This window comes from Williamsia sp. Y853 (assembly GCF_056786495.1).
In genome coordinates this window covers 2,040,898-2,060,424 of the sequence record NZ_JBXCJC010000001.1, presented here as the reverse complement: position 1 = coordinate 2,060,424, position 19,527 = coordinate 2,040,898, and the positions used below count along the sequence as shown (strand labels likewise).

The window sequence follows — 19,527 nt, the reverse complement described above, 5'->3', positions numbered from 1 at the left end:
GACCGACCGTTGCCGGTCAGGGGTGGTGCTCCCCCGAATGCACAGGTGCACTCAGGAGTTTTCAAAGCTCAAAGGCCAAGAAAATTCTCAGCTACCTGGGCATTTCAAACCGACCGAAGGCACGGCTCTGCCGAGGCAACTGTCCCAGTGTAGGGAACACAGCTGCTCAGGCCAAATTGCCGCCATACCAGCTGCCGGTTCCCACCCCGAACCAGCCGGCCTGGAACAATGGACAAGGCCATGAGAGAACTTGCTCCAGGAGAAAATACTCCACTGCCCTCGCAGCTGATCAGTGTCTCCGTCACCTGTGCGTCCCCGGTGAACACATCGGCGGTGTTGCTGGCGTCGAACGGCCGGGTCCGCTCGGATGACGATCTGATCTTCTACAACCAATCCTTCGGTCCGGGTGTCGTCTACAGCAGTGACGCCCGCAGCGACATCATCACGATCGACACGACCAGGGTCCCCGGCGACATCGAGACGATCGCGATCACCGCCAGCCTCGACGGCACCGGTCCGACCACCTTCGCCACGGCAGGCACGCTGCGTGCCGAACTGCGTGACGGTTCAGGCCACCCGACCGTGTCGTTCACCCCGGCGCGACTGACCTCGGAGTCCGGCGTTGTCTGCATGGAGGTCTACCGGCGGGGCGACGCCTGGAAGGTACGCGCGGTCGGACAGGGCTACGACGACGGGTTGGCCGGTCTGGCAACAGCTTTCGGCATCCAGGTCGACGACGATCCGGTGCCGGCGCCATCGACGCCGGACCCCTTGCCGTGGCCACCGGCCGGCCAGGGCGCGCCACCGCCACCACCGGCCGCCCAGACGTACTCACAGACCCCACCCCCAGCACAGCATCAGGGAGTTCCCGCCATGAACAGTGACCTTTTCGCACCGGCCCACGCCGAGGTGTCCGGCAGCGGCATCCAGAAGCAGGGCAGCAAGATGTGTCGCGTCGGCATGAACGGCGAGATCATGGCCCGCTCCGGATCGATGGTCGCCTACCAGGGCAATCTCACCTTCGAGGCCCAGGGCGCCGGCGGCATCGGCCGCGCCATCCGGAACACCCTGAGCGGAGAAGGTGTGCCTTTGATGAAGGTCACCGGCCAGGGCGACCTGTTCCTGGCGGACGCGGCCGCCGACGTCCACCTCATCGACCTCGACGGTTCCGACGGTCTGACCATCAACGGCGCCAACGTGCTGGCTTTCGACTCGACACTGACCTACGACGTCAAGCGGGTCCAGGGCGCAGCCTCTCAGAGCAACGCCGGTCTGTTCAACTGCGTGTTCACCGGCCGCGGCCGGATCGCGATCACCACCGACGGAAACCCGGTGGTCCTGACCGTCGATCAGCAGACGTTCGCCGATCCGAATGCCGCGGTCGCGTGGTCGTCGAGCCTGCAGACCAGCATCAAGCGCAATGATTCGTTCAACCTCGGAACCCTGATGGGTCGCAGCACCGGCGAACGGTTCACCCTCGCCTTCAGCGGCCAGGGTTTTGTGGTCGTCCAGCCCTCCGAGCTCCCGCCGGGTGGTTTCATCGGCGGCACCGGTGGCGGTAGCCAGGCCGGCTCCTCCGGCGGACTCGGCGGCCTGCTCGGCCGGTAACTCCCCCTCCCAGCAGAAGCACTCGTTCCAGTCAAAATCACCTGTTGCAGCAGGTGATTTTGACTGGAACGAGTGCTTCTTTCGTGTCCCAAAACGGTTGTCAGACAACGCTGCTCCAATGGTTCAACTCGAACAAAGGAGCGAATCATGTCCGACTACACATCCGCCATCGCAGGACTACCCCGCAGGCATCGTGACCCATTGGTGAACGCGACCATCGGAAGGATCCGAGCACACGGATGGGCAGTCACCGCCGTCAGCGACGAGTGCGAGTGCGAGTGCGAATCGGCCGACTGCGTACCACCCGACTGTGCGTTCGCGTACACGACCGGCCTTGGGCTGCACTCGATCCCAGAGCTGGCGGTCTATGGCCTCGACCCGGGCACGAGCAACCGAGTCCTCAACGAGCTCGGCGATCTGCTGCACCGCTATGAGTGGGTGGACATCGTCGACCACGGTCTCGGACTGACGCTGCGATCCATCGACACCCGGGTCCGACTGATCGAGTTGATCGACAAGAATGACCTGCTGATCACCAACGCGTTGTTCCCCAATGCACCTGCGCTACAAGTGGTGTGGCCTGACCAATACGGAAAGTACCCGTGGATGGATGGTTATTCGCTGCTGCCCGACCACCAGCAACTCAAGGGATTGGTTCCGTCGGCGCAGAACAGGCCGCGAAGTCGGCAAGTCATGACTCCGTCCTCGGGCCTGAACCGGGCGCAGCGACGCAAGATGCAACGCCGCAAGAACAGACCCTGAACCAGCAAACGCTCCACAAACACAAAGACGCTCCACCTATAGGTGGAGCGTCTTTGTAGAAGTGGAGCGTTTAGCCGAGGGCTAAAAGATCACCAGCTGCTCTTCTGCACGCCGGGCAGCTCGCCCGCGTGTGCCATCTCGCGCAAGCAGATACGGCACAGGCCGAACTTGCGGAAGACCGAGTGCGGGCGGCCGCAACGGTTGCAGCGGGTGTAGCCACGCACAGCGAACTTGGGCTTCTTGTTGGCCTTGTTGACCAGCGCCTTCTTTGCCATGTCAGTTGTCCTTCACGCTTGAGTCTTTGAACGGGAAGCCGAGCTGACGCAGCAGTGCCCGACCTTCGTCATCGTTGGTCGCGGTGGTGACGATGGTGATGTCCATACCGCGGGGCCGGTCGATGCTGTCGATGTTGATCTCGTGGAACATCGACTGCTCATTGAGACCGAAGGTGTAGTTGCCGTTGCCGTCGAACTGGCGATCGCTCAGGCCACGGAAGTCCCTGATACGCGGCAGTGCGATCGAGACGAGGCGGTCGAGGAACTCCCACATGCGGTCGCCACGAAGGGTGACGCGCGCGCCGATGGGCATGCCTTCACGCAGCTTGAACTGCGCGATCGACTTGCGAGCCTTGCGGATCTCGGGCTTCTGGCCGGTGATCAGGGCGAGGTCTTTGACCGCACCGTTGATCAGCTTCGCGTCACGGGCGGCGTCGCCGACACCCATGTTCACGACAACCTTGACGACGCCGGGGATCTGCATGACGTTGTCGTAGTCGAACTGCTCGTTCAGAGCGTCTTTGATCTCCGCGCGGTAGCGGAGCTTCAGCCGAGGCTGGATCTTCTCAGTGGTGCTCATGTCAGATGTCCTTCCCGTTCTTGCGGGAAATGCGCACGCGCTTGCCGTTGTCGTCGGTGCGGTAACCGATGCGCGTGGGGTTGCCGTCAGAGTCAACGACCATCACGTTCGAGACGTGGATGGCGGCTTCCTGGGTGACAATGCCGCCCGAGGATGCGCCACGCTCGTTCTGCGAGGCGGAGGTGTGCTTCTTGATCCGGTTGACGCCTTCGACCAGGATCCGGTTGCGCTGCGGGTAGGACTCGATGACCTTGCCCTTTGCGCCCTTGTCCTTGCCGGCAACGACGATCACGGTATCGCCCTTGTGAACCTTCATATCAGAGCACCTCCGGAGCCAGCGAGACGATCTTCATGAACTTCTTCTCACGCAGCTCGCGGCCGACCGGGCCGAAGATGCGGGTTCCGCGCGGATCGCTCTCGTTCTTGATGATGACGGCAGCGTTCTCGTCGAACTTGATGTACGAACCATCCGGACGACGGCGCTCCTTGGTGGTGCGCACGATGACCGCCCTGACAACCTCTCCCCGCTTGACGTTTCCGCCGGGGATGGCGTCTTTGACAGTGGCGACGATGACGTCACCAATGCCGGCGTAACGCCGTGACGAGCCTCCGAGCACGCGGATGCACAAGATTTCCTTGGCACCGGTGTTGTCGGCGACCCGCAGGCGTGATTCCTGCTGGATCACTTTTTCTCCTTGACCTGGCTGGTAAATATGTGTGGCGGATTTCCGTCCCGACACACGCGGTCCGTTGCCATCGGTGGCGCGCCTGCCTGCAGTTATCCACCACAGGGGGTTCGCTGCTCGATGTGCGGACACAAAAGTGCCGCGGGCAACCGGTCAAGCATAGGTGAAAGACCAGGTCGGATACAAATCACCCCTGGTCGCGACCATCACCAATCGTCGAGAGAGGTGAACCCGTCCTGGATCGCGCGGGCGAGTAGCTGCGATTTGGTCCGCGCCGGCCTGCCCACGAGAGCGTATTTGGATCGAATCCTGGTGATGTGGGTATTGACGGTCGCCTGCGAAATGTACAGCTTCGCCGCGGCCTTCCCTTTGGAATCGAAGGCAAACCAGGCCAACAGGACTTCGACCTCACGGGGCGACAAGACCGGGATCCGAGCTGCAGTGGGCGCAATGGAGATGTCAACAGTCATGGGACGACCCTTTTCGTCTGGTCTGTTCAAGTCATGGCACAAGCCGCCCGACGTCATCAAAGCGTAGAAAGCCCAGGCCAGATCGGTAAGTCCTAGTTCTAGGGGGACAAGGCGGGCGCTGGAGGCCGGGCCCCGGCACGCTCTGGATCGGCCCAGTAACTTAGGTTAGTGTTAGCTAACAAATTGGTCTCCGAGGAGAAAATATGAACATTCGCAAGAGCGTGGCCGGCGCGGCCCTGATCGGCTTGGCCGTGTTCGGTGTGGCCGCATGCAGTGATGACAGCGATTCCGACTCATCGACAAGCACCGCCTCAACCGCCGCCGAGACTTCAGCCGCGACCTCGGGCAGCGCAACCAGCACCGACGCCGCGGCCGACGCCGCGCTCGAGGTCGGCGCCGCGCAGGAGATCATCGTCGCGGTCCTGTCCCCCGACACCGACCCGGCGACGTACACCGACCTGGTCGACTCGGACGAGCCGGCCGTCGCCGGACAGCTCGCCGGACTCGCCAAGGGTTTCTCGGCCGCCGGATACACCCCCGACAAGTTCACTGTGACGGAAGTGACCGCTGACGGCGACAACGCGGCCACCGCGACCGTCGAGGTCGCGACCCCTCATGCCCCGGAGCCGGTCGCCATGCCGATGGCCTTTGTCTATGCGGACGGCATGTGGAAGCTCGCGCCTGCGGCCATCACCGATCTCACGTCGATGGGTAGTGGTCACTGACCGTCTGTACAACACAAAATTGCCCGGCCGCATCAGCGGCCGGGCATCTTTGTATTCGGACTCGGCCCTGGAGCATCCGGTCACCAATCGCACCATTGCTCGAACGTGCTACAAGTCATACGGTCGACCACTTCGTCTCCCTTAAGGTGGAATCAACTCTTCCAAGAGAGGCGAACCATGACCGACAACAAGGACTTTGCCGATCGCGACCAGTTCGACCTGACCAAAGACGTCAACAGCCGAGATAGCAACGGCCCGAACAGCAACGCGACCCACGACACAGCGCCGCTGAGCCCGTACCCCACGTCGTATCCGACGGCGCCGACCCTGCCGTCGGTCGGTGCGGAATATTGGCAGCCGTACGAACCCGGGGCCGGTCCCCTGGCAGGCCTCGACCCGGCCTATCCGCATTACCCCGTCGCGTACCCGCCGAGTCCATATCCGGCCATGTATTACCCCAACCCCTATCTGATGGCCCCGAAACGAACCAATTCGATGGCCACCGGCGCATTGATCTGCTCGATAGTCGCGATACCTGCGATGTTCTTCTGCTTCGTCGGCGTCTTGGTCGCACCTGTCGGTGTCATCCTCGGGATCATCGGCCTCAATCAGATCAAAGAGCGTCCGTATGAAACCGGCGAAGGGCAGGCCTGGGCCGGGATCATCGTCGGCGGTCTTCTCACCGCACTGTGTGTTCTTCTCGCCACGCTCTGGATCACGTTCATCGTGGGCAACTGAGATGCCGATTGTCGGCGGACCTATCTTCCAGGTCGCGTGGGTGGTCGATGACATCGCTGCCGCCGAAGAGGAGTTCACCAACCGTTACGGAGTCGAATCCTGGCTGCGCATACCGGATGTCATATTCACACCGGACGCATGCAGCTACCGCGGCGTACCGGCGGACTACACGATCCATGTATCACTCGCATACGCCGGCGGCCAGCAACTCGAGTTGATCCAGCCCGTGACGGGGACGAATCTGTATTCCGAAGCACTCGCAGCCCACGGCCCCGGGCTGCATCACGTCGCCTGGATTCCGGACGACTTCGATGCCACTCTGGCGCAGTTACGCAGCAACGGAGTGGCGATTCTTCAGGACGGCCAAATATCCGGCATAGGAATGGAATTCGCGTACATCGACGGAGGGCCGATCGGTTCGTATGTCGAACTCATGAAGCTCTCCGACGAGATGCGCGCATTGTTCGACGGGCTGGTGCCCGAGGGATCGGTCAATCCCTGGAATCGCTGAGGGGCCGAATACCGATTCAATCGGCCGAGCGGCCCTTGTCGGCGGCGTAGACGGCGCCGTGGACTGCGCTGGCTTCATCACTGGCGAGGAATGCGATCAACTTGGCCACCTCTGCAGGCTCCGACATACCCCGCGGTGACGCGGTCCGCATTATCAGTTCGAAGTCCGCCCCGTCGGGTACGACAAAATCGCTGACCTGCGGGGTGAGCATGCCCCCTGGGCATACCGCGTTGACCCGAACCGCAGTGTGCGCAAACTCCACTGCAAGAGCCCTGGTCAGTCCCACCAATCCGTGCTTGGCTGCACAGTAGCCGGCCGAATAGGCCTGGCCCTGGGTCCCCGCCGTCGAGGCGACGTTGACGATGTTGCCTCCGGACTCGAGGAGATGCGGCAGCGCCGCGCGACAAAGGTAGAAGGGCCCGCTCAGGTTGATCGCGAGGTCCTGCTGCCACTCTTCGTCGGTCACCGAGGGCGTGTGTCGCATGGTGTGTGCGCCGGCCACATTCACCAGCGCATCGATCCGGCCGAACACGTCGATGCAGCCGTCCACTGCATCGCGGCAGGCGTCCGGGTCGGCGATATCGGTAATGCGGAATCGGCCGTCCGTCACCGCGGTGAACACTTCCGACAAACGTCGTTCGTCACGCGCCAGCCCGAACACCCTGGCCCCGCGCTCGGCCAGGATTCGAGCCACTGCCGCTCCGAGTCCCGATGAGGCGCCGGTGACAACAACGACCTTCCCGCCGAAACCCGACGTATTCGTGTCCCCTCGTGACTCCGCCATACGACCATTTAAGCACGCACGCTTAACGGGGCGTCGATATTACGGTCGCCGAACTACGCGGGGTGTCTCCGAGCGCCGGTATGGATCACCGGTTTCACCTGTCCGGTCCACAACCTGTTCAACGTCCCTGGGCTATAGGATCTTTATCGATGACAGACACCGGTCCGGACCGAGGCAAGCGCGAACTGCTCGATGCAGCCGAACAGCTCATCGCAACCCGCGGATACGAAGTCCCCCTGCGCGACATCGCGGTCGCCGCCGGGCACCGCAACAACTCGGCTGTGCAATATCACTACGGCAACCGCCAGGGCTTGATCGCAGCGATCGTTGCCCGGCGCCTGGGCCCTATGGAGCGCGAACGCGCGCGCATGCTGGAAATCTTTGCCGCACAAGGTAAGCAGCCCACGGTGCGAGATCTCATCAGTGTGCTGGTGCTACCGATCCTGGAGATGAAGGGCACCCACTATGCCCGGTTCCTCGAGGTGACCCGCCCGTCGTGGCCCGATGAATCCATACCCACCGGGTACACCGAGTGGCCCAAAGTTCTTGAACAGCTGAACAAATCACTCGTTGGGGATACCGCCACCCGCCATCGCCGGGTGGCCGCGGTGGCCACTGCGATGTTCGCGCTGATCGCCGACTTCGAACGTCGAACCGAACCCGGCGATCAGTCGGAATCCGAACCGGACGAGATCATCGACATGCTCACATCGATGATGACCACACCCCTTCGATCCCCGACAAACTAGACAGACTGTTCGGTCCGCTACACAACGAGGTCACCGGCCCCGGGCGATCCGCGGGCCAGAGTGAGCCTGCCGCCGCGAGCAGTTGGCTGTAGGTTCTGGCCATGGATTGGTCGGCGGCACCAGCATCGGGGATCACAGCGTTGACCGGCCTCGGCCCGACAGACCTGGCGATCGCCTTGGACGCCCTCCCCGACGACGCACCCGCGGTCCTACTGATACGACTCGACAAGGTCATCGATATCTCACAGGTGCTGGGCGATCTTGTTGCCGACCTCGAGACAACAACCTTCCACCTGTATCCGGCGTGGCTGCCCGGCGCCGAAATATCACCTGGGCGCGCCACCATCGACCGCGTCGCTGCCCGAGCGCTCGCTTCGGAACTGGCTGCACGATCAGACCACTACCGTCCGTTTCTGATGGATCTGACCGCCAATGCCATCGCCGCGCAAACCCAGACCGAGCAGCTCGTCCTGGCGGAGAAATACTCCGACACCACCCGGATGTCCGGACTGATCCGGGTGATCAAGGCCAGCTTCGCCCGCGATCAAGTGGTCCTCGCCTTGTACTCCCCGAGTCCGCTGCCGCGAGATCAGCAGAGTTACGTTGCGGCGGTGTGCGATTGGCTGAGCAGCTATGTCGGCATCTGGCTTCTGGACGGCATCACGGCGGATATCGACCGCTTCCCGACGGCGCCCATGCGCTCCGGTGGTTTCACCTCGGCCAGCGGCGTCGACGAATCCCTGTGGGTTCTGCCCGCCGTGACCTTCCCACCGATATCGGGCCGGCCACATCCTGCAAGCGCAGCCGAACAACGACTCGAATCGCACCTGGCCCGCCTCCCCTGGGCCGCGGATCGCAGATGGAATCAGCTGGTACCCACCGAAAAACTTCAACCGTTCGTACGAGCCGATCTGCTGTGGCCGGATGCGAGACTGGTTGTCGAGATCGACGGCGCCGATCATCGAACCGCAAACAAGTATTCAGACGATCGGCGACGGGATGTCGCCCTGCAACTCGCCGGTTATATGGTGGCGCGCTTCACAAATGAACAGGTACTGAGCGACAGCACGCAGGTTGTGGACATAATCCACAGATTGCGTGCTCGCCGCTTGGCTGAAAAGGAGCTTCCGTGACCGCGTCGGACCTGACTGGTACCGAAATGATCGTCTTGTTGGTCTTGATGGCCGAGTCCCGTGGCCTCACAAACGGAGAAATCCAAGAGCGTGGACCGAAGCTCGAAGCCCCCAGCCGTCGCAAACTCAACGCATTGGGTCTGGTCGACAGCGACACGTCGAAAGTGCCCCACCACCATTCACTGTCTGACCGCGGCTGGGCCAAGTGCAACGAACTCCTCGGCAGCAAACCTCCGGCAGGCACCACCCCGCAGGGCAAGGCACTCTTCACCGTCCTCGCAGGTTTGGGCCGCCATTTCCAACGATCGGACCTGCGACTGGCGGATGTCTTTCTGCCATCGGAAGATTCGGTCAGCAAAGAACCATCTGAACAGACGACGCCGGACATCGAAACCCGCGTCATCGACACCTACCGAACACTCGCGAGCAAACCCGGTGCGTGGGTCGGGTTGGCCGAACTTCGGGCAGACCTGCGCAGTGTCGCACGGCCCGACCTGGACGCAGTGCTCCAGTCGCTGTACAGCCGGTCAGGGTTCCGGCTGATTCCGGAAGAGAACCGTAAGGCGCTGACGCCGGAGGCGCGTGCCGCCGCCGTATCGATCGGCAATCAGGACAAACACCTCATCAGCATGGAGCCGACGTGACATCGGTATCGCAACTCGACGCGCTCGCCAAGGCGCGAACCGGATTCTCCAACTCCGCCCATACCCGCGACGATGTGTGGCTCTCGCACAACGACATCCACGTCGACGGACTTCACGCCAACGCCTGGCGCGCCATCGAGCGCGCCGTCGCCGATGCACAAGAAAGCACCGGTCCGAGCCCGCTCGGTGTGGTGTTGCAGGGGCCGGCCGGGTCAGGCAAGACACACCTACTCGGACAGGTCCGCGAGTACGTACAGGCTCAGCGGGGTTACTTCGTGATGCTGGACCTGCTCGACCCCAGCGACTTCTGGCGCACGTTGCTCAGTTCGTTGCTCGATTCTCTGAACCGCCAGATCACGCCACCGGTGGACAAGACCCAACTCCACGACGTGATGCAGCGCCTTGCCGACCTCGCGGGAACCTCCAGAGTCGCGCGGCGGGCCATCTCGGGCGAAACCCTCGTCACACCCGCGATTCTCGATGAGTTCGTCAACAGCCTTCGCAAACCACTGCCTGCCCTCATCCGCAGTCACCATGCCACCCTGCGAGCACTTGTGCTGTCCGCAGCGCCGAGATCGCGGCTCAACGATCTCGGTATCGCCTATCTCGAGAACAACATCGATGAGATCGATCCGGCCGAGCGAAGCGAATGGCAACTGCCACCCCGGGCGCTTCCCTACGAGGGAACCGTGCGGGCGATCTCGGAGTACATGGCGGCTACCGGTCCCACTGTCCTTGCCGTCGACCAGATCGATACGCTGCTGGCCCAGTCGCGTTCCGGCACCGACGCCACCACCTCGGCTGACTCATATGCCGACGCCGTGGTCGACCAAGTGGCCCACGGATTGATGTCAGTGCGTGAAGTGCTGTTGCGCACCGTGACTGTCGTGTCGTGTCTTCCGTCCGTCTGGACCATCATCGAACTCCAGGCAACGGCCTCGGTACCGGATCGATTCCGCGCCAACTTCATCCTCGAAGGGCTCCCCGATGGGGCCTTCGCCCGGACACTCGTCGAGCGTCGGCTGTCCAAATCATTTGCGGTGCTCGGCTTCACACCGCCCTACCCGACGTGGCCGATCCAAGAACCTGCCTTTTCTGCCGCCACCTCCCTCAATGCCCGGCTGTTGATCAAACGCGTCGACCGGCACATCAACGACTGTCTCGACAACGAAGCCGTGACGGAACTCGGATCGCTGGTGGATCAACCAGCCAGCGTCGTCCTCCCGCCCGCACGGCCGAAGAACACCGACACGGACGAGCCGCCTGCTGGCGACCTCGACGAGGTGTACCAACGCCACATCCGCAATGCCCTCACTGCTACCGCGGTGGACCCGAAGAAGGAAGACGACGTCATGCCGGCGCTGCTGAACGCCGGATTGCGCGCCTGGGCAGTCGAATCCGGTTCTGACGACTTCACGATCGACCAGGTCGGAGGTCAGTTCCGCCTCCATGCCAGACTGCGCCAGAGCCTCGACTCCCTCACCGACGACGAACATCACTGGGCATTTCGCGCGATCTCGGCAACACACGCCGGGGCCGTACAGTCCCGCCTGCGGAATGCTTCGATCGATGCGGGTCTGTCCTCATCGGTCCCCCGTCGTCAACTCTTCATCCTGCGGAACATCGACTGGCCGGGCGGACCCAAAACGGCCGACATGGTCGACGAGTTCACCGCGAACGGTGGCCAGGTACTTGCGATGTCGTACGACGACCTCGCCAAACTCAGCGCGCTCAACGAGATGACCAAGGCCATGCTCGCGGGGTTCGACACCTGGCTCCGAACGCATCGACCTGCCCACGGCATCGAGTTCTTGAGCGCCGCACTCGGTGATGCCGGAACCACCCCTGCGCGCCAACCCATCCCGGCCGAGCACACCGACTGGACTACGCCAACCATCCCGGCCGAGCATCAGACACCCGCGTTCGACGAGCCACCCGCAGCGCCGACCCGCGAGTTGTCGGCGGAGATCACCACCGAGATACCGATATACGATCCGACGGTCCAGCCCGAAGTCGCCGCCCCACCGTCCACTACCTCGACGCCCACCACCCCGACAAGCATCAGCCTCGGCGTTTCACGATCGGGCAAGACAGCGACGGTCGATCTCGAGGCACTCCGCAAACACACCGCCGTCTTCGCGGGATCTGGTTCGGGAAAGACGGTGATGATCCGTCGGCTCATCGAAGAATGTGCTCTGCAGGGTGTCTCGGCCATCGTGTTGGATCCCAACAACGACCTCGCACGGCTCGGTACCGCTTGGCCTGAACCACCGGCGGGCTGGTCTGGCGACGACGCCGCGAAAGCTGCCGACTACATCGACAACGTCGAGACCGTGATCTGGACACCTCGACTCAACGGCGGTCGTCCGTTGAGCTTTCAGCCACTGCCCGACTTCGTGGCCGTCCAAGAGAACCCCGACGAGTTCGACTTGGCCGTCGATGCCGCAGTGTCCGCGCTCAAGCCGTATGCCGGGGTCAGCGGCGCGAAAGCAGCTCTCCAGGAAGCCATTCTCAAGCGATCCATGGCGCTGTACGGCCGACAAGGCGGCGGGTCACTTGCCGGGTACGTCGCCCTTCTGTCAGAGATGACGGACGACATGAGCGGTCTGACCGACACCGAGAAGCTCGCCGGCATTCTTGCTGAGAACCTCAAGGCGGCGATGATCATCAATCCCATGCTGGGCGGCGGTGGAACACCGGTCGACCCATCGGTCCTCCTCACCCCGACCGCAGGCAAACGCGCCCGCATCTCGGTGATCAGCCTGATCGGCCTACCGGACGAAGGCAATCGACAGGGTTTCGTCAATCAGCTCGAACTCGCCCTGTTCGCTTGGATCAAGAAGAACCCAGCCGGCGATCGCCCACTCGGCGCGTTGTTCGTCATGGACGAGGCCCAGACCCTGGTTCCGTCGGGACGAGTGACCCCGTGCACGCGAAGCACCGTTGCGCTCGCGTCGCAGGCGCGCAAATACGGACTGGGCCTGGTGTTCGCGACACAGGCACCCAAGGGCATCGACGCCAAAATCGTCGGCAACGCCTCTACCCAGTTCTTCGGCCGCCTCAACACACCGGTACAGATCAACGCCGCGAACGAGATGGCCTCAGCCAAAGGGAGCCGGATCAATGACATCGGGCGCCTCGGCACCGGCGAGTTCTACGTGGCCCCCGATGGCGGGACCTTCCAGAAGGTGAACACCTCGATGTGCTTGAGCTTTCACCCGTCGTCGCCGCTATCCGATGAGGAAGTGCTCGCTCTCAGCAGGCAGTGACCCCGTCCGAAGTCATCCCGGCGCGGTTCTGGCGCAACAACGCAAATGCGGCCCGCCCCTTTACAGGGACGGGCCGCATTTGTTGAAAACGTTTGGCTTACTTGGCCTTCTCGAGGACCTCAACCAGACGCCAGCGCTTGGTGGCACTGGTCGGGCGGGTCTCCATCAGCCGAACGCGGTCGCCGACACCGGCGGTCTCGTTCTCATCGTGAGCCTTGACCTTGCTGGTGGTGCGGATGATCTTGCCGTAAAGCGGGTGCTTCACACGATCTTCCAGCTCGACCACAATGGTCTTCTGCATCTTGTCCGAGACGACGTACCCGATGCGCTCTTTGCGCCGTGCACGGTCCTCGGCGGACGTTTCTGTCACTTCCTGGTCCTTACTCATGCGTCGTCACCGTCCGTAGCTTCGGGTCCGGCGGCCAGGCCCAGCTCACGTTCCCGCATGACTGTGTACACGCGCGCGATTTCGCGACGCACGGTACGCAGCCGGCGGTTGTTGTCGAGCTGACCGGTGGCCATCTGGAACCGAAGGTTGAACAGCTCTTCCTTCGACTCACGCAAACGCTCAACCAGTTCTTCGTCACTGAGCTCGCGGAGCTCGGCGGCGGCGATTCCGATACTCATCAGAACAGCTCCTCCCTGGTCACGATGCGGGTTTTGATCGGGAGCTTGTGCTGCGCGCGGCGCAAGGCCTCGCGAGCAGTCTCCTCACTGGGGTAACTCATCTCGAAGAGGATGCGACCCGGCTTGACCGGGGCGACCCACCACTCGGGAGAACCCTTACCGGAACCCATGCGGGTTTCGGCAGGCTTCTTCGTCAACGGGCGGTCGGGGAAGATGTTGATCCACACCTTGCCGCCACGCTTGATATGCCGGTTGATGGCAATACGAGCTGACTCGATCTGACGGTTGGTGATGTACGCGCTCTCCAGTGCCTGGATGCCGTAGTCACCGAACGTCACCTTGGTTCCGCCCGAGGCCTGACCTTTCAGGCTGGGGTGGTGCTGCTTGCGGTGCTTGACCCGACGAGGGATCAACATGCCTCAGCCCTCCTGGTTCTCAGCCTGCGCGGGCGCAGGCGTTGTCGCTGGAGCGTCAGCAGCCGCAGAAGCACCGGCCGTTGCGGCGCGTCCAGCTTCAGTGCTGGTCGCTGTGGTGCCCGACGAACCGCTTCGCTTCGGACGTGCGGGACGACGCGGACGACGGTCTTCACTCGGAGCAGCAGCCGAGGACAGTGCCTCGCGCTTGCCACCGACGATGTCGCCCTTGTAGATCCACACCTTCACGCCGATACGGCCGAAGGTTGTCTTGGCCTCGTAGAGGCCGTAGTCGATGTCAGCGCGCAGGGTGTGCAGCGGCACACGACCTTCGCGGTAGAACTCGCTACGGCTCATCTCCGCACCGCCGAGGCGACCCGAGCACTGGACCCGGATTCCCTTGACGTTGGGCTGACGCATGGCCGACTGGATGGCCTTACGCATCGCCCGACGGAATGCCACGCGGTTGCTGAGCTGCTCTGCGACACCCTGTGCCACCAACTGAGCTTCCGATTCGGCGTTCTTGACCTCGAGGATGTTCAGCTGCACCTGCTTGCCGGACAGCTTCTCCAGGTCACCACGGATCCGGTCGGCCTCGGCGCCGCGGCGACCGATGACGATGCCCGGACGGGCGGTGTGGATGTCGACGCGAACCCGGTCACGGGTACGTTCGATCTCCACCTTGGCGATGCCGGCGCGCTCGAGGCCGGTGGCCAGGAGCTTGCGGATGGCAACATCCTCTTTCACGTACTCCGCGTACTGCTTGTCTGCGTACCAACGGGACTTCCAGTCCGTGGTGATACCGAGACGGAAGCCATGCGGGTTGATCTTCTGGCCCACTACTGAGCTCCCTTCCGGCGGTTGCGGCTGGTCGCCGCACCCTTGTCGGCGATGCTCTCGACGACGACGGTGATGTGGCTGGTCCGCTTACGGATCCGGAACGCACGCCCTTGGGCACGCGGACGGAACCGCTTCATGGTCGGTCCCTCGTCGGCGAACGCCTGTGCCACCACGAGGGTGCGACGGTCGAGGTCGAGGTTGTTCTCGGCGTTGGCAACGGCGCTGGCAAGCACCTTCGCCACCGGCTCGCTCGCAGCCTGCGGTGCGAACTGCAGGATGTCGAGTGCCTCGTCCACGTTCTTGCCGCGAACCAGATCGATGACGCGACGCGCCTTCATCGGGGTCACACGCACGAAACGAGCGGTGGCCTTGGCGGTCGGGTTGGTTGTTTCAATAGTCATCTACCGACGCTTCGCTTTCCGGTCGTCTTTGATGTGTCCCTTGAAGGTGCGCGTCGGCGCGAACTCGCCGAGCTTGTGCCCGACCATCGAGTCCGAGACGAACACCGGTACGTGCTTGCGACCGTCGTGGACGGCGAAAGTGTGTCCGATGAAGTCCGGAATGATGGTGGACCGACGGGACCAGGTCTTGATGACCTGCTTGGTGCCCTTTTCGTTCTGAACATCGACCTTGCCCAACAGGTGGTCGTCGACGAACGGGCCTTTCTTGAGGCTGCGTGGCATTCTCTAACTCCCTCCTGGGTTATCGCTTGTTCTTGCCGGTGCGGCGGCGGCGGACGATGAGCTTGTCGCTCGGCTTGTTCTTGCGGGTGCGGCCCTCGGGCTTGCCCCACGGGCTGACCGGGTGGCGACCACCGGAGGTCTTACCCTCACCACCACCGTGCGGGTGGTCGACCGGGTTCATGACGACACCACGGACGGTTGGGCGCTTGCCCTTCCAGCGCATGCGGCCGGCCTTGCCCCAGTTGATGTTGCTCTGCTCGGCGTTGCCCACCTCGCCGACGGTTGCGCGGCAGCGCACGTCGACACGACGGATTTCACCGGAAGGCAGACGCACTGTGGCGTAGGCGCCTTCCTTACCGAGCAGCTGCGCGCCGGCTCCGGCGGAACGGACCAACTTGGCTCCGCCACCCGGACGCAGTTCCACAGCGTGGATCTGGGTACCGGTCGGGATGTTGCGCATCGGCAGGTTGTTGCCCGGCTTGATGTCGGCGGTAGGACCGCTCTCCACCACGTCGAACTGCTTCAGGCCCTTGGGGGCGATGATGTAACGCTTTTCGCCATCGACGTAGTGCAGCAACGCGATCCGCGCAGTGCGGTTGGGGTCGTACTCGATGTGAGCGACCTTGGCGTTGATGCCGTCTTTGTCGTTACGACGGAAGTCGATGAGACGGTAAGCCCGCTTGTGGCCACCACCCCGGTGACGGGTCGTGATGCGACCGTGCGCGTTTCGTCCACCGGTGCTGTGCAACGGACGAACGAGTGACTTTTCCGGGGTACTACGTGTCACCTCGGCGAAGTCTGCGCCAGACGAGCCACGACGACCGGGAGTCGTCGGCTTGTACTTACGAATTGCCATGAGTCTTCTTGTCCTCTACTTCTTCTGAGTCCGACCGGCGTCAGCCGACCGGGCCTCCGAAGATCTCGATGGGCTTACTGTCGGCGGCCAAGGTCACGATCGCGCGCTTGGTGTCCTTGCGCTTGCCGTAGCCGAACTTGGTCCGCTTGCGCTTACCCTGACGGTTGGCGGTGTTCACGCTCGTGACCTGCACGTCGAAGATCGCTTCGATGGCGATCTTGATCTGGGTCTTGTTCGACTCCGGATGCACGAAGAACGTGTACACGTTGTCCTCGATCAGTCCGTAGGACTTCTCGGAGATCACCGGGGCCAGGATGATGTCGCGGGGGTTTGCCTGAACTGTCATGTTCCTCAGGCCTCCTTCTGCTCTTTGTTGGCACCGTCGAGGAACGCACCCAGAGCTTCGCGGCTGAAGACAACCTCATCGGCGTCAAGGACGTCGTAGGTGTTCAGCTGATCCGGAGCGATCGGCAGCACGTGCTGCAGGTTCGCAACGCTCTTCCATGCGGCGGTGTCCTCGCGGCCGACCACCAACAGGAACTTCCGGCGATCAGACAGCTCTTCGAGGAACAGTCGTGCCGTCTTGGTCGACGGGGCCTGCCCGGCAACCAGTTCGGTGATCACGTGGATGCGCTCGTTGCGTGCCCGGTCAGAGAGGGCTCCGCGCAGGGCGGCTGCCTTCATCTTCTTCGGGGTGCGCTGGCTGTAGTCACGCGGCTGCGGGCCGTGGACGATGCCACCACCGGCGAACTGAGGGGCGCGGGTCGAGCCCTGACGAGCGCGACCGGTTCCCTTCTGGCGGTAAGGCTTTGCGCCACCACCGCGGACCTCGGCCCGCGTCTTGGTGGAGTGCGTGCCCTGGCGTGCAGCGCCCAGCTGGGCGATGACGACCTGGTGCAGCAGCGAGATGTTCGCAGGCGCATCGAAGATCGCGGCGGGCAGTTCGACGGTTCCGTCGGTCTTGCCACCGAAGCTCTTCACATCGACCGTGCGGGTCTGCTGCTTCTCGGTGTTGACAGTCATTAGCTCGCACCACCCTTCATGGCGTCACGGACGATGACAACCGCGCCCTTGCGACCCGGGATCGCTCCCTTGATCAGCAGCAGGCCCGATTCAGCGTCCACCTTGTGGACCTTCAGGTTCTGGGTGGTGACCTTGTCATTACCCATCCGACCGGCCATCCGCATGCCCTTGAACACGCGACCGGGGGTGGCGCAGCCACCGATGGAACCGGGTGAGCGGTGCACGCGGTGCACGCCGTGGCTCGCGCCCAGGCCCTTGAAGCCGTGACGCTTCATGACACCGGCGAAGCCCTTGCCCTTGGAGGTTCCGGTCACGTCGACGAGGGCACCGTCGGCGAAGATCTCCGCCGTCAGTTCCTGTCCGACCGTGTACGGCGATACGTCGTGGACGCGGATCTCGGCAACATGCCGGCGCGGGGTGACCCCGGCCTTGGCAAACTGACCGGCAACCGGCTTGGTGACCTTGCGCGGGTCGATCGCGCCGTAGGCGAGCTGCACGGCGCTGTAGCCGTCGATCTCCTCGGTGCGGATCTGCGTGACCACATTGGGTCCCGCCTTGACGACTGTCACCGGGATCACCCGGTTGTCCTCGTCGAATACCTGGGTCATCCCGAGCTTGGTGCCCAGGATTCCCTTCACATTTGTCTGAGTCATCTGTTAAATCCCGCCACTCACTGGATGTTGACGTCGACGCTGGCCGGCAGATCGATACGCATCAAGGCGTCAACGGTCTTCGGCGTGGGATCGAGGATGTCGATCAGTCGCTTGTGTGTACGCATCTCGAAGTGCTCGCGCGAATCCTTGTACTTGTGCGGCGAGCGGATGACGCAATACACGTTCTTTTCGGTGGGCAACGGCACCGGGCCAACGACACGTGCACCCGTACGGGTCACGGTCTCCACGATCTTGCGCGCCGACGCGTCGATCGCCTCGTGGTCATAGGCCTTGAGCCGGATGCGGATCTTTTGTCCCGCCACGCTGTGTCCTCTTCCGTCATATTCGGCTGCACAGATGAACACCTCGTGGAAACGACTGTGGTCGCATCCTCGTGACCATTACCTCACGGTGGTGATCGACGCTGTTCATCTGTCATTGTTCAAAACCCGCTTGCACGAGTCGTCGTACTGCGCCCAAATCTTGCGGGCCTCCGGTCCACGCACTCGGGTGTGTCGCGGTGGCTACACACGCTTATGCGCATGCGCTTACCGCTTGTATCCGACTGCATCTATCTGAACTCGGGTCTATCTTTGCTTGTTGTGCATCACAACGGAAGCTCGAACCAGTTCGCAAGCCGCTTAGTTCGTCCGGTGATGCTCTTCGGTCGACAGGCGCTCTGCTGCCGGTTGGACGCATATAGCTTCCAGCCGGGACATACAGGGCCGCACTGCCAATCAAGGCAACCCGACAAGTATGCAATAGATCCGGCTCAGGACCAAATTCGTCCGCTCGGCCCCTTCATCTGCGCCCCGACCTCGACTTCCACCTCGGCCGAGTGCGCCATCCACAGCACATCTTACTGGTCGGTAGGATATCGAATATGTCGACTGAGAACGCGCTGACCAGCACTAGCCCGACCTACCGCCTGCGCCAGAAGTTGCCTGCCGGACGTCTGGGCTCCGTGCTCTTCTCGTTGGGGATCTGCGTCCGTGTTCCGTACTTCGCGACGATCCTGCCCTATGTCAAAACCATGGAACCCGGACGATGCGAGGTCACCGCCCCCAAGTGGTACGGCATCCGCAACCATCTGGGCACCTTCCATGCCATCGCCGCGTGCAACCTGGCCGAGACCGCGATGGGCATGCTCATGGAGGCCACAGTCCCCTCTACCCACCGCTGGATCCCGAAAGCGATGACCAGCCAGTACCTGAAGAAGGCAACAACCGGCTTACAGGCCGTCGCAACCCTGCGCGAACCGCTCGACTTCGGCACGATCACCGAGGGCCGCGACGTGGTCGTCGACATCAAGATCACCGACACCCACGGCGTCGAAGTGGTCCACTGCGACATCACCACCTGGGTGACCCCGGCGTAGCTGCGCTTCGTCTTGGGGGGGGTCGAAGGTCCCGGGTTTTCCCAACCCTCACCACGTAACCGCAGGTACAAAAACCGCACGTCACACAGTGTTTGACCACACATCAAGAATATGCGCATC

Annotated in this window: 27 protein-coding genes; 10 read left to right on the top strand and 17 right to left on the bottom strand. The window is 62.8% G+C overall.

Annotated features, from left to right (window positions below):
• Positions 1-240: 240 nt before the first annotated feature.
• Entirely contained in the window at positions 241-1,608 is a 1,368-nt protein-coding gene (locus tag AC1TPF_RS09330; protein ID WP_482143601.1) for an AIM24 family protein, read from the top strand.
• Between the two features lie 147 nt (positions 1,609-1,755).
• A complete protein-coding gene (locus AC1TPF_RS09325) occupies positions 1,756-2,370 on the top strand; it encodes a DUF4262 domain-containing protein (RefSeq protein ID WP_482143599.1) in 615 nt (204 codons plus the stop codon).
• Positions 2,371-2,459: 89 nt separating this feature from the next.
• Here AC1TPF_RS09325 and AC1TPF_RS09320 read toward each other — a convergent pair whose 3' ends face one another.
• From AC1TPF_RS09320 to AC1TPF_RS09300, 5 genes are all read right to left on the bottom strand, one after another.
• On the bottom strand, positions 2,460-2,645 hold the full coding sequence (locus tag AC1TPF_RS09320) for a type Z 30S ribosomal protein S14 (RefSeq protein WP_023955966.1): 186 nt from the start codon (positions 2,643-2,645) through the stop codon (positions 2,460-2,462).
• Between the two features lies 1 nt (position 2,646).
• The gene (gene rplE / locus AC1TPF_RS09315) at positions 2,647-3,225 is read right to left on the bottom strand and encodes a 50S ribosomal protein L5 (protein ID WP_482135406.1); all 579 of its coding nucleotides are present in this window, start codon (positions 3,223-3,225) and stop codon (positions 2,647-2,649) included.
• 1 nt (position 3,226) lies between these two features.
• Complete coding sequence (gene rplX / locus AC1TPF_RS09310; protein WP_020109915.1) at positions 3,227-3,541, bottom strand: 50S ribosomal protein L24; 315 nt, start codon at positions 3,539-3,541, stop codon at positions 3,227-3,229.
• Between the two features lies 1 nt (position 3,542).
• A complete protein-coding gene (gene rplN / locus AC1TPF_RS09305; protein WP_482135407.1) occupies positions 3,543-3,911 on the bottom strand; it encodes a 50S ribosomal protein L14 in 369 nt (122 codons plus the stop codon).
• Positions 3,912-4,117: 206 nt separating this feature from the next.
• Positions 4,118-4,381 (bottom strand): LuxR C-terminal-related transcriptional regulator, encoded by a 264-nt coding sequence (locus AC1TPF_RS09300; protein ID WP_482135408.1) that lies wholly within the window; start codon positions 4,379-4,381, stop codon positions 4,118-4,120.
• A gap of 203 nt (positions 4,382-4,584) precedes the next feature.
• Between AC1TPF_RS09300 and AC1TPF_RS09295 the strand changes: the two genes are divergently transcribed.
• The 3 genes from AC1TPF_RS09295 to AC1TPF_RS09285 all read left to right on the top strand — a co-directional run bounded on the left by AC1TPF_RS09295 (position 4,585) and on the right by AC1TPF_RS09285 (position 6,355).
• Positions 4,585-5,106: an MTB12 C-terminal domain-containing protein gene (locus AC1TPF_RS09295; protein WP_482135409.1), complete on the top strand. Its 522-nt coding sequence runs from the start codon at positions 4,585-4,587 to the stop codon at positions 5,104-5,106.
• A gap of 177 nt (positions 5,107-5,283) precedes the next feature.
• A complete protein-coding gene (locus AC1TPF_RS09290) occupies positions 5,284-5,844 on the top strand; it encodes a DUF4190 domain-containing protein (RefSeq protein WP_482135410.1) in 561 nt (186 codons plus the stop codon).
• A 1-nt stretch (position 5,845) separates the two neighbouring features.
• On the top strand, positions 5,846-6,355 hold the full coding sequence (locus AC1TPF_RS09285; protein ID WP_482135411.1) for a VOC family protein: 510 nt from the start codon (positions 5,846-5,848) through the stop codon (positions 6,353-6,355).
• A gap of 16 nt (positions 6,356-6,371) precedes the next feature.
• Here the strand turns inward: AC1TPF_RS09285 and AC1TPF_RS09280 are convergent, their stop codons facing one another.
• Complete coding sequence (locus AC1TPF_RS09280) at positions 6,372-7,139, bottom strand: SDR family NAD(P)-dependent oxidoreductase (protein WP_482135412.1); 768 nt, start codon at positions 7,137-7,139, stop codon at positions 6,372-6,374.
• Positions 7,140-7,288: 149 nt separating this feature from the next.
• Between AC1TPF_RS09280 and AC1TPF_RS09275 the strand changes: the two genes are divergently transcribed.
• From AC1TPF_RS09275 to AC1TPF_RS09260, 4 genes are all read left to right on the top strand, one after another.
• The gene (locus AC1TPF_RS09275) at positions 7,289-7,888 is read left to right on the top strand and encodes a TetR/AcrR family transcriptional regulator (RefSeq protein ID WP_482135413.1); all 600 of its coding nucleotides are present in this window, start codon (positions 7,289-7,291) and stop codon (positions 7,886-7,888) included.
• Between the two features lie 101 nt (positions 7,889-7,989).
• Positions 7,990-9,021: an endonuclease domain-containing protein gene (locus AC1TPF_RS09270; protein ID WP_482135414.1), complete on the top strand. Its 1,032-nt coding sequence runs from the start codon at positions 7,990-7,992 to the stop codon at positions 9,019-9,021.
• Positions 9,018-9,665, top strand: a complete 648-nt coding sequence (locus AC1TPF_RS09265) for a hypothetical protein (protein ID WP_482135415.1) — start codon at positions 9,018-9,020, stop codon at positions 9,663-9,665. The genes AC1TPF_RS09270 and AC1TPF_RS09265 overlap by 4 nt, the downstream gene beginning before the upstream one ends.
• Positions 9,662-12,934 (top strand): helicase HerA domain-containing protein, encoded by a 3,273-nt coding sequence (locus AC1TPF_RS09260; RefSeq protein ID WP_482143598.1) that lies wholly within the window; start codon positions 9,662-9,664, stop codon positions 12,932-12,934. Before AC1TPF_RS09265 ends, AC1TPF_RS09260 begins: the two co-directional genes overlap by 4 nt.
• Positions 12,935-13,031: 97 nt before the next feature.
• On the opposite strand, the gene rpsQ is transcribed toward AC1TPF_RS09260, so the two are convergent.
• The 11 genes from rpsQ to rpsJ are packed head-to-tail and all read right to left on the bottom strand — an operon-like array spanning position 13,032 to position 18,352.
• The gene (rpsQ, locus tag AC1TPF_RS09255) at positions 13,032-13,322 is read right to left on the bottom strand and encodes a 30S ribosomal protein S17 (RefSeq protein WP_482135417.1); all 291 of its coding nucleotides are present in this window, start codon (positions 13,320-13,322) and stop codon (positions 13,032-13,034) included.
• On the bottom strand, positions 13,319-13,561 hold the full coding sequence (rpmC, locus tag AC1TPF_RS09250; RefSeq protein WP_482135418.1) for a 50S ribosomal protein L29: 243 nt from the start codon (positions 13,559-13,561) through the stop codon (positions 13,319-13,321). The genes rpsQ and rpmC overlap by 4 nt, the downstream gene beginning before the upstream one ends.
• The gene (gene rplP, locus AC1TPF_RS09245; protein ID WP_482135419.1) at positions 13,561-13,977 is read right to left on the bottom strand and encodes a 50S ribosomal protein L16; all 417 of its coding nucleotides are present in this window, start codon (positions 13,975-13,977) and stop codon (positions 13,561-13,563) included. The genes rpmC and rplP overlap by 1 nt, the downstream gene beginning before the upstream one ends.
• Positions 13,978-13,980: 3 nt before the next feature.
• Positions 13,981-14,814, bottom strand: coding sequence for a 30S ribosomal protein S3 (gene rpsC / locus AC1TPF_RS09240; protein ID WP_482135420.1), 834 nt, complete (start codon positions 14,812-14,814; stop codon positions 13,981-13,983).
• The gene (rplV, locus tag AC1TPF_RS09235) at positions 14,814-15,215 is read right to left on the bottom strand and encodes a 50S ribosomal protein L22 (RefSeq protein WP_482135421.1); all 402 of its coding nucleotides are present in this window, start codon (positions 15,213-15,215) and stop codon (positions 14,814-14,816) included. Before rplV ends, rpsC begins: the two co-directional genes overlap by 1 nt.
• Positions 15,216-15,497 carry a 30S ribosomal protein S19 gene (gene rpsS, locus AC1TPF_RS09230; RefSeq protein ID WP_331883974.1) on the bottom strand — a complete coding sequence of 94 codons (282 nt, stop codon included), beginning with the start codon at positions 15,495-15,497 and terminating at the stop codon, positions 15,216-15,218.
• Positions 15,498-15,516: 19 nt separating this feature from the next.
• Positions 15,517-16,353: a 50S ribosomal protein L2 gene (gene rplB / locus AC1TPF_RS09225; protein WP_482135422.1), complete on the bottom strand. Its 837-nt coding sequence runs from the start codon at positions 16,351-16,353 to the stop codon at positions 15,517-15,519.
• A gap of 40 nt (positions 16,354-16,393) precedes the next feature.
• The gene (rplW, locus tag AC1TPF_RS09220; protein ID WP_482135423.1) at positions 16,394-16,699 is read right to left on the bottom strand and encodes a 50S ribosomal protein L23; all 306 of its coding nucleotides are present in this window, start codon (positions 16,697-16,699) and stop codon (positions 16,394-16,396) included.
• A gap of 5 nt (positions 16,700-16,704) precedes the next feature.
• Positions 16,705-17,376 carry a 50S ribosomal protein L4 gene (rplD, locus tag AC1TPF_RS09215; RefSeq protein WP_482135424.1) on the bottom strand — a complete coding sequence of 224 codons (672 nt, stop codon included), beginning with the start codon at positions 17,374-17,376 and terminating at the stop codon, positions 16,705-16,707.
• A complete protein-coding gene (rplC, locus tag AC1TPF_RS09210; protein ID WP_482135425.1) occupies positions 17,376-18,029 on the bottom strand; it encodes a 50S ribosomal protein L3 in 654 nt (217 codons plus the stop codon). The genes rplD and rplC overlap by 1 nt, the downstream gene beginning before the upstream one ends.
• Before the next feature lie 17 nt (positions 18,030-18,046).
• Positions 18,047-18,352 (bottom strand): 30S ribosomal protein S10, encoded by a 306-nt coding sequence (gene rpsJ, locus AC1TPF_RS09205; RefSeq protein WP_003938093.1) that lies wholly within the window; start codon positions 18,350-18,352, stop codon positions 18,047-18,049.
• A gap of 560 nt (positions 18,353-18,912) precedes the next feature.
• On the opposite strand from rpsJ, the gene AC1TPF_RS09200 reads away from it, so the two are divergent.
• Positions 18,913-19,407 (top strand): hotdog fold domain-containing protein, encoded by a 495-nt coding sequence (locus tag AC1TPF_RS09200; RefSeq protein WP_482143596.1) that lies wholly within the window; start codon positions 18,913-18,915, stop codon positions 19,405-19,407.
• Positions 19,408-19,527: the final 120 nt, after the last annotated feature.

Excerpts from the sequence above, each read along its gene's own strand:
- AC1TPF_RS09330 (WP_482143601.1), top strand. The coding sequence starts at position 241 with ATGAGAGAACTTGCTCCAGGAGAAAATACTCCACTGCCCTCGCAGCTG.
- AC1TPF_RS09325 (WP_482143599.1), top strand. The coding sequence starts at position 1,756 with ATGTCCGACTACACATCCGCCATCGCAGGACTACCCCGCAGGCATCGT.
- AC1TPF_RS09320 (WP_023955966.1), bottom strand. The coding sequence starts at position 2,645 with ATGGCAAAGAAGGCGCTGGTCAACAAGGCCAACAAGAAGCCCAAGTTC.
- rplE (WP_482135406.1), bottom strand. The coding sequence starts at position 3,225 with ATGAGCACCACTGAGAAGATCCAGCCTCGGCTGAAGCTCCGCTACCGC.
- rplX (WP_020109915.1), bottom strand. The coding sequence starts at position 3,541 with ATGAAGGTTCACAAGGGCGATACCGTGATCGTCGTTGCCGGCAAGGAC.
- AC1TPF_RS09300 (WP_482135408.1), bottom strand. The coding sequence starts at position 4,381 with ATGACTGTTGACATCTCCATTGCGCCCACTGCAGCTCGGATCCCGGTC.
- AC1TPF_RS09295 (WP_482135409.1), top strand. The coding sequence starts at position 4,585 with ATGAACATTCGCAAGAGCGTGGCCGGCGCGGCCCTGATCGGCTTGGCC.
- AC1TPF_RS09290 (WP_482135410.1), top strand. The coding sequence starts at position 5,284 with ATGACCGACAACAAGGACTTTGCCGATCGCGACCAGTTCGACCTGACC.
- AC1TPF_RS09285 (WP_482135411.1), top strand. The coding sequence starts at position 5,846 with ATGCCGATTGTCGGCGGACCTATCTTCCAGGTCGCGTGGGTGGTCGAT.
- AC1TPF_RS09280 (WP_482135412.1), bottom strand. The coding sequence starts at position 7,139 with ATGGCGGAGTCACGAGGGGACACGAATACGTCGGGTTTCGGCGGGAAG.
- AC1TPF_RS09275 (WP_482135413.1), top strand. The coding sequence starts at position 7,289 with ATGACAGACACCGGTCCGGACCGAGGCAAGCGCGAACTGCTCGATGCA.
- AC1TPF_RS09270 (WP_482135414.1), top strand. The coding sequence starts at position 7,990 with ATGGATTGGTCGGCGGCACCAGCATCGGGGATCACAGCGTTGACCGGC.
- rpsQ (WP_482135417.1), bottom strand. The coding sequence starts at position 13,322 with ATGAGTAAGGACCAGGAAGTGACAGAAACGTCCGCCGAGGACCGTGCA.
- rpmC (WP_482135418.1), bottom strand. The coding sequence starts at position 13,561 with ATGAGTATCGGAATCGCCGCCGCCGAGCTCCGCGAGCTCAGTGACGAA.
- rplP (WP_482135419.1), bottom strand. The coding sequence starts at position 13,977 with ATGTTGATCCCTCGTCGGGTCAAGCACCGCAAGCAGCACCACCCCAGC.
- rplV (WP_482135421.1), bottom strand. The coding sequence starts at position 15,215 with ATGACTATTGAAACAACCAACCCGACCGCCAAGGCCACCGCTCGTTTC.
- rpsS (WP_331883974.1), bottom strand. The coding sequence starts at position 15,497 with ATGCCACGCAGCCTCAAGAAAGGCCCGTTCGTCGACGACCACCTGTTG.
- rplB (WP_482135422.1), bottom strand. The coding sequence starts at position 16,353 with ATGGCAATTCGTAAGTACAAGCCGACGACTCCCGGTCGTCGTGGCTCG.
- rplW (WP_482135423.1), bottom strand. The coding sequence starts at position 16,699 with ATGACAGTTCAGGCAAACCCCCGCGACATCATCCTGGCCCCGGTGATC.
- rplD (WP_482135424.1), bottom strand. The coding sequence starts at position 17,376 with ATGACTGTCAACACCGAGAAGCAGCAGACCCGCACGGTCGATGTGAAG.
- rplC (WP_482135425.1), bottom strand. The coding sequence starts at position 18,029 with ATGACTCAGACAAATGTGAAGGGAATCCTGGGCACCAAGCTCGGGATG.
- AC1TPF_RS09200 (WP_482143596.1), top strand. The coding sequence starts at position 18,913 with ATGTCGACTGAGAACGCGCTGACCAGCACTAGCCCGACCTACCGCCTG.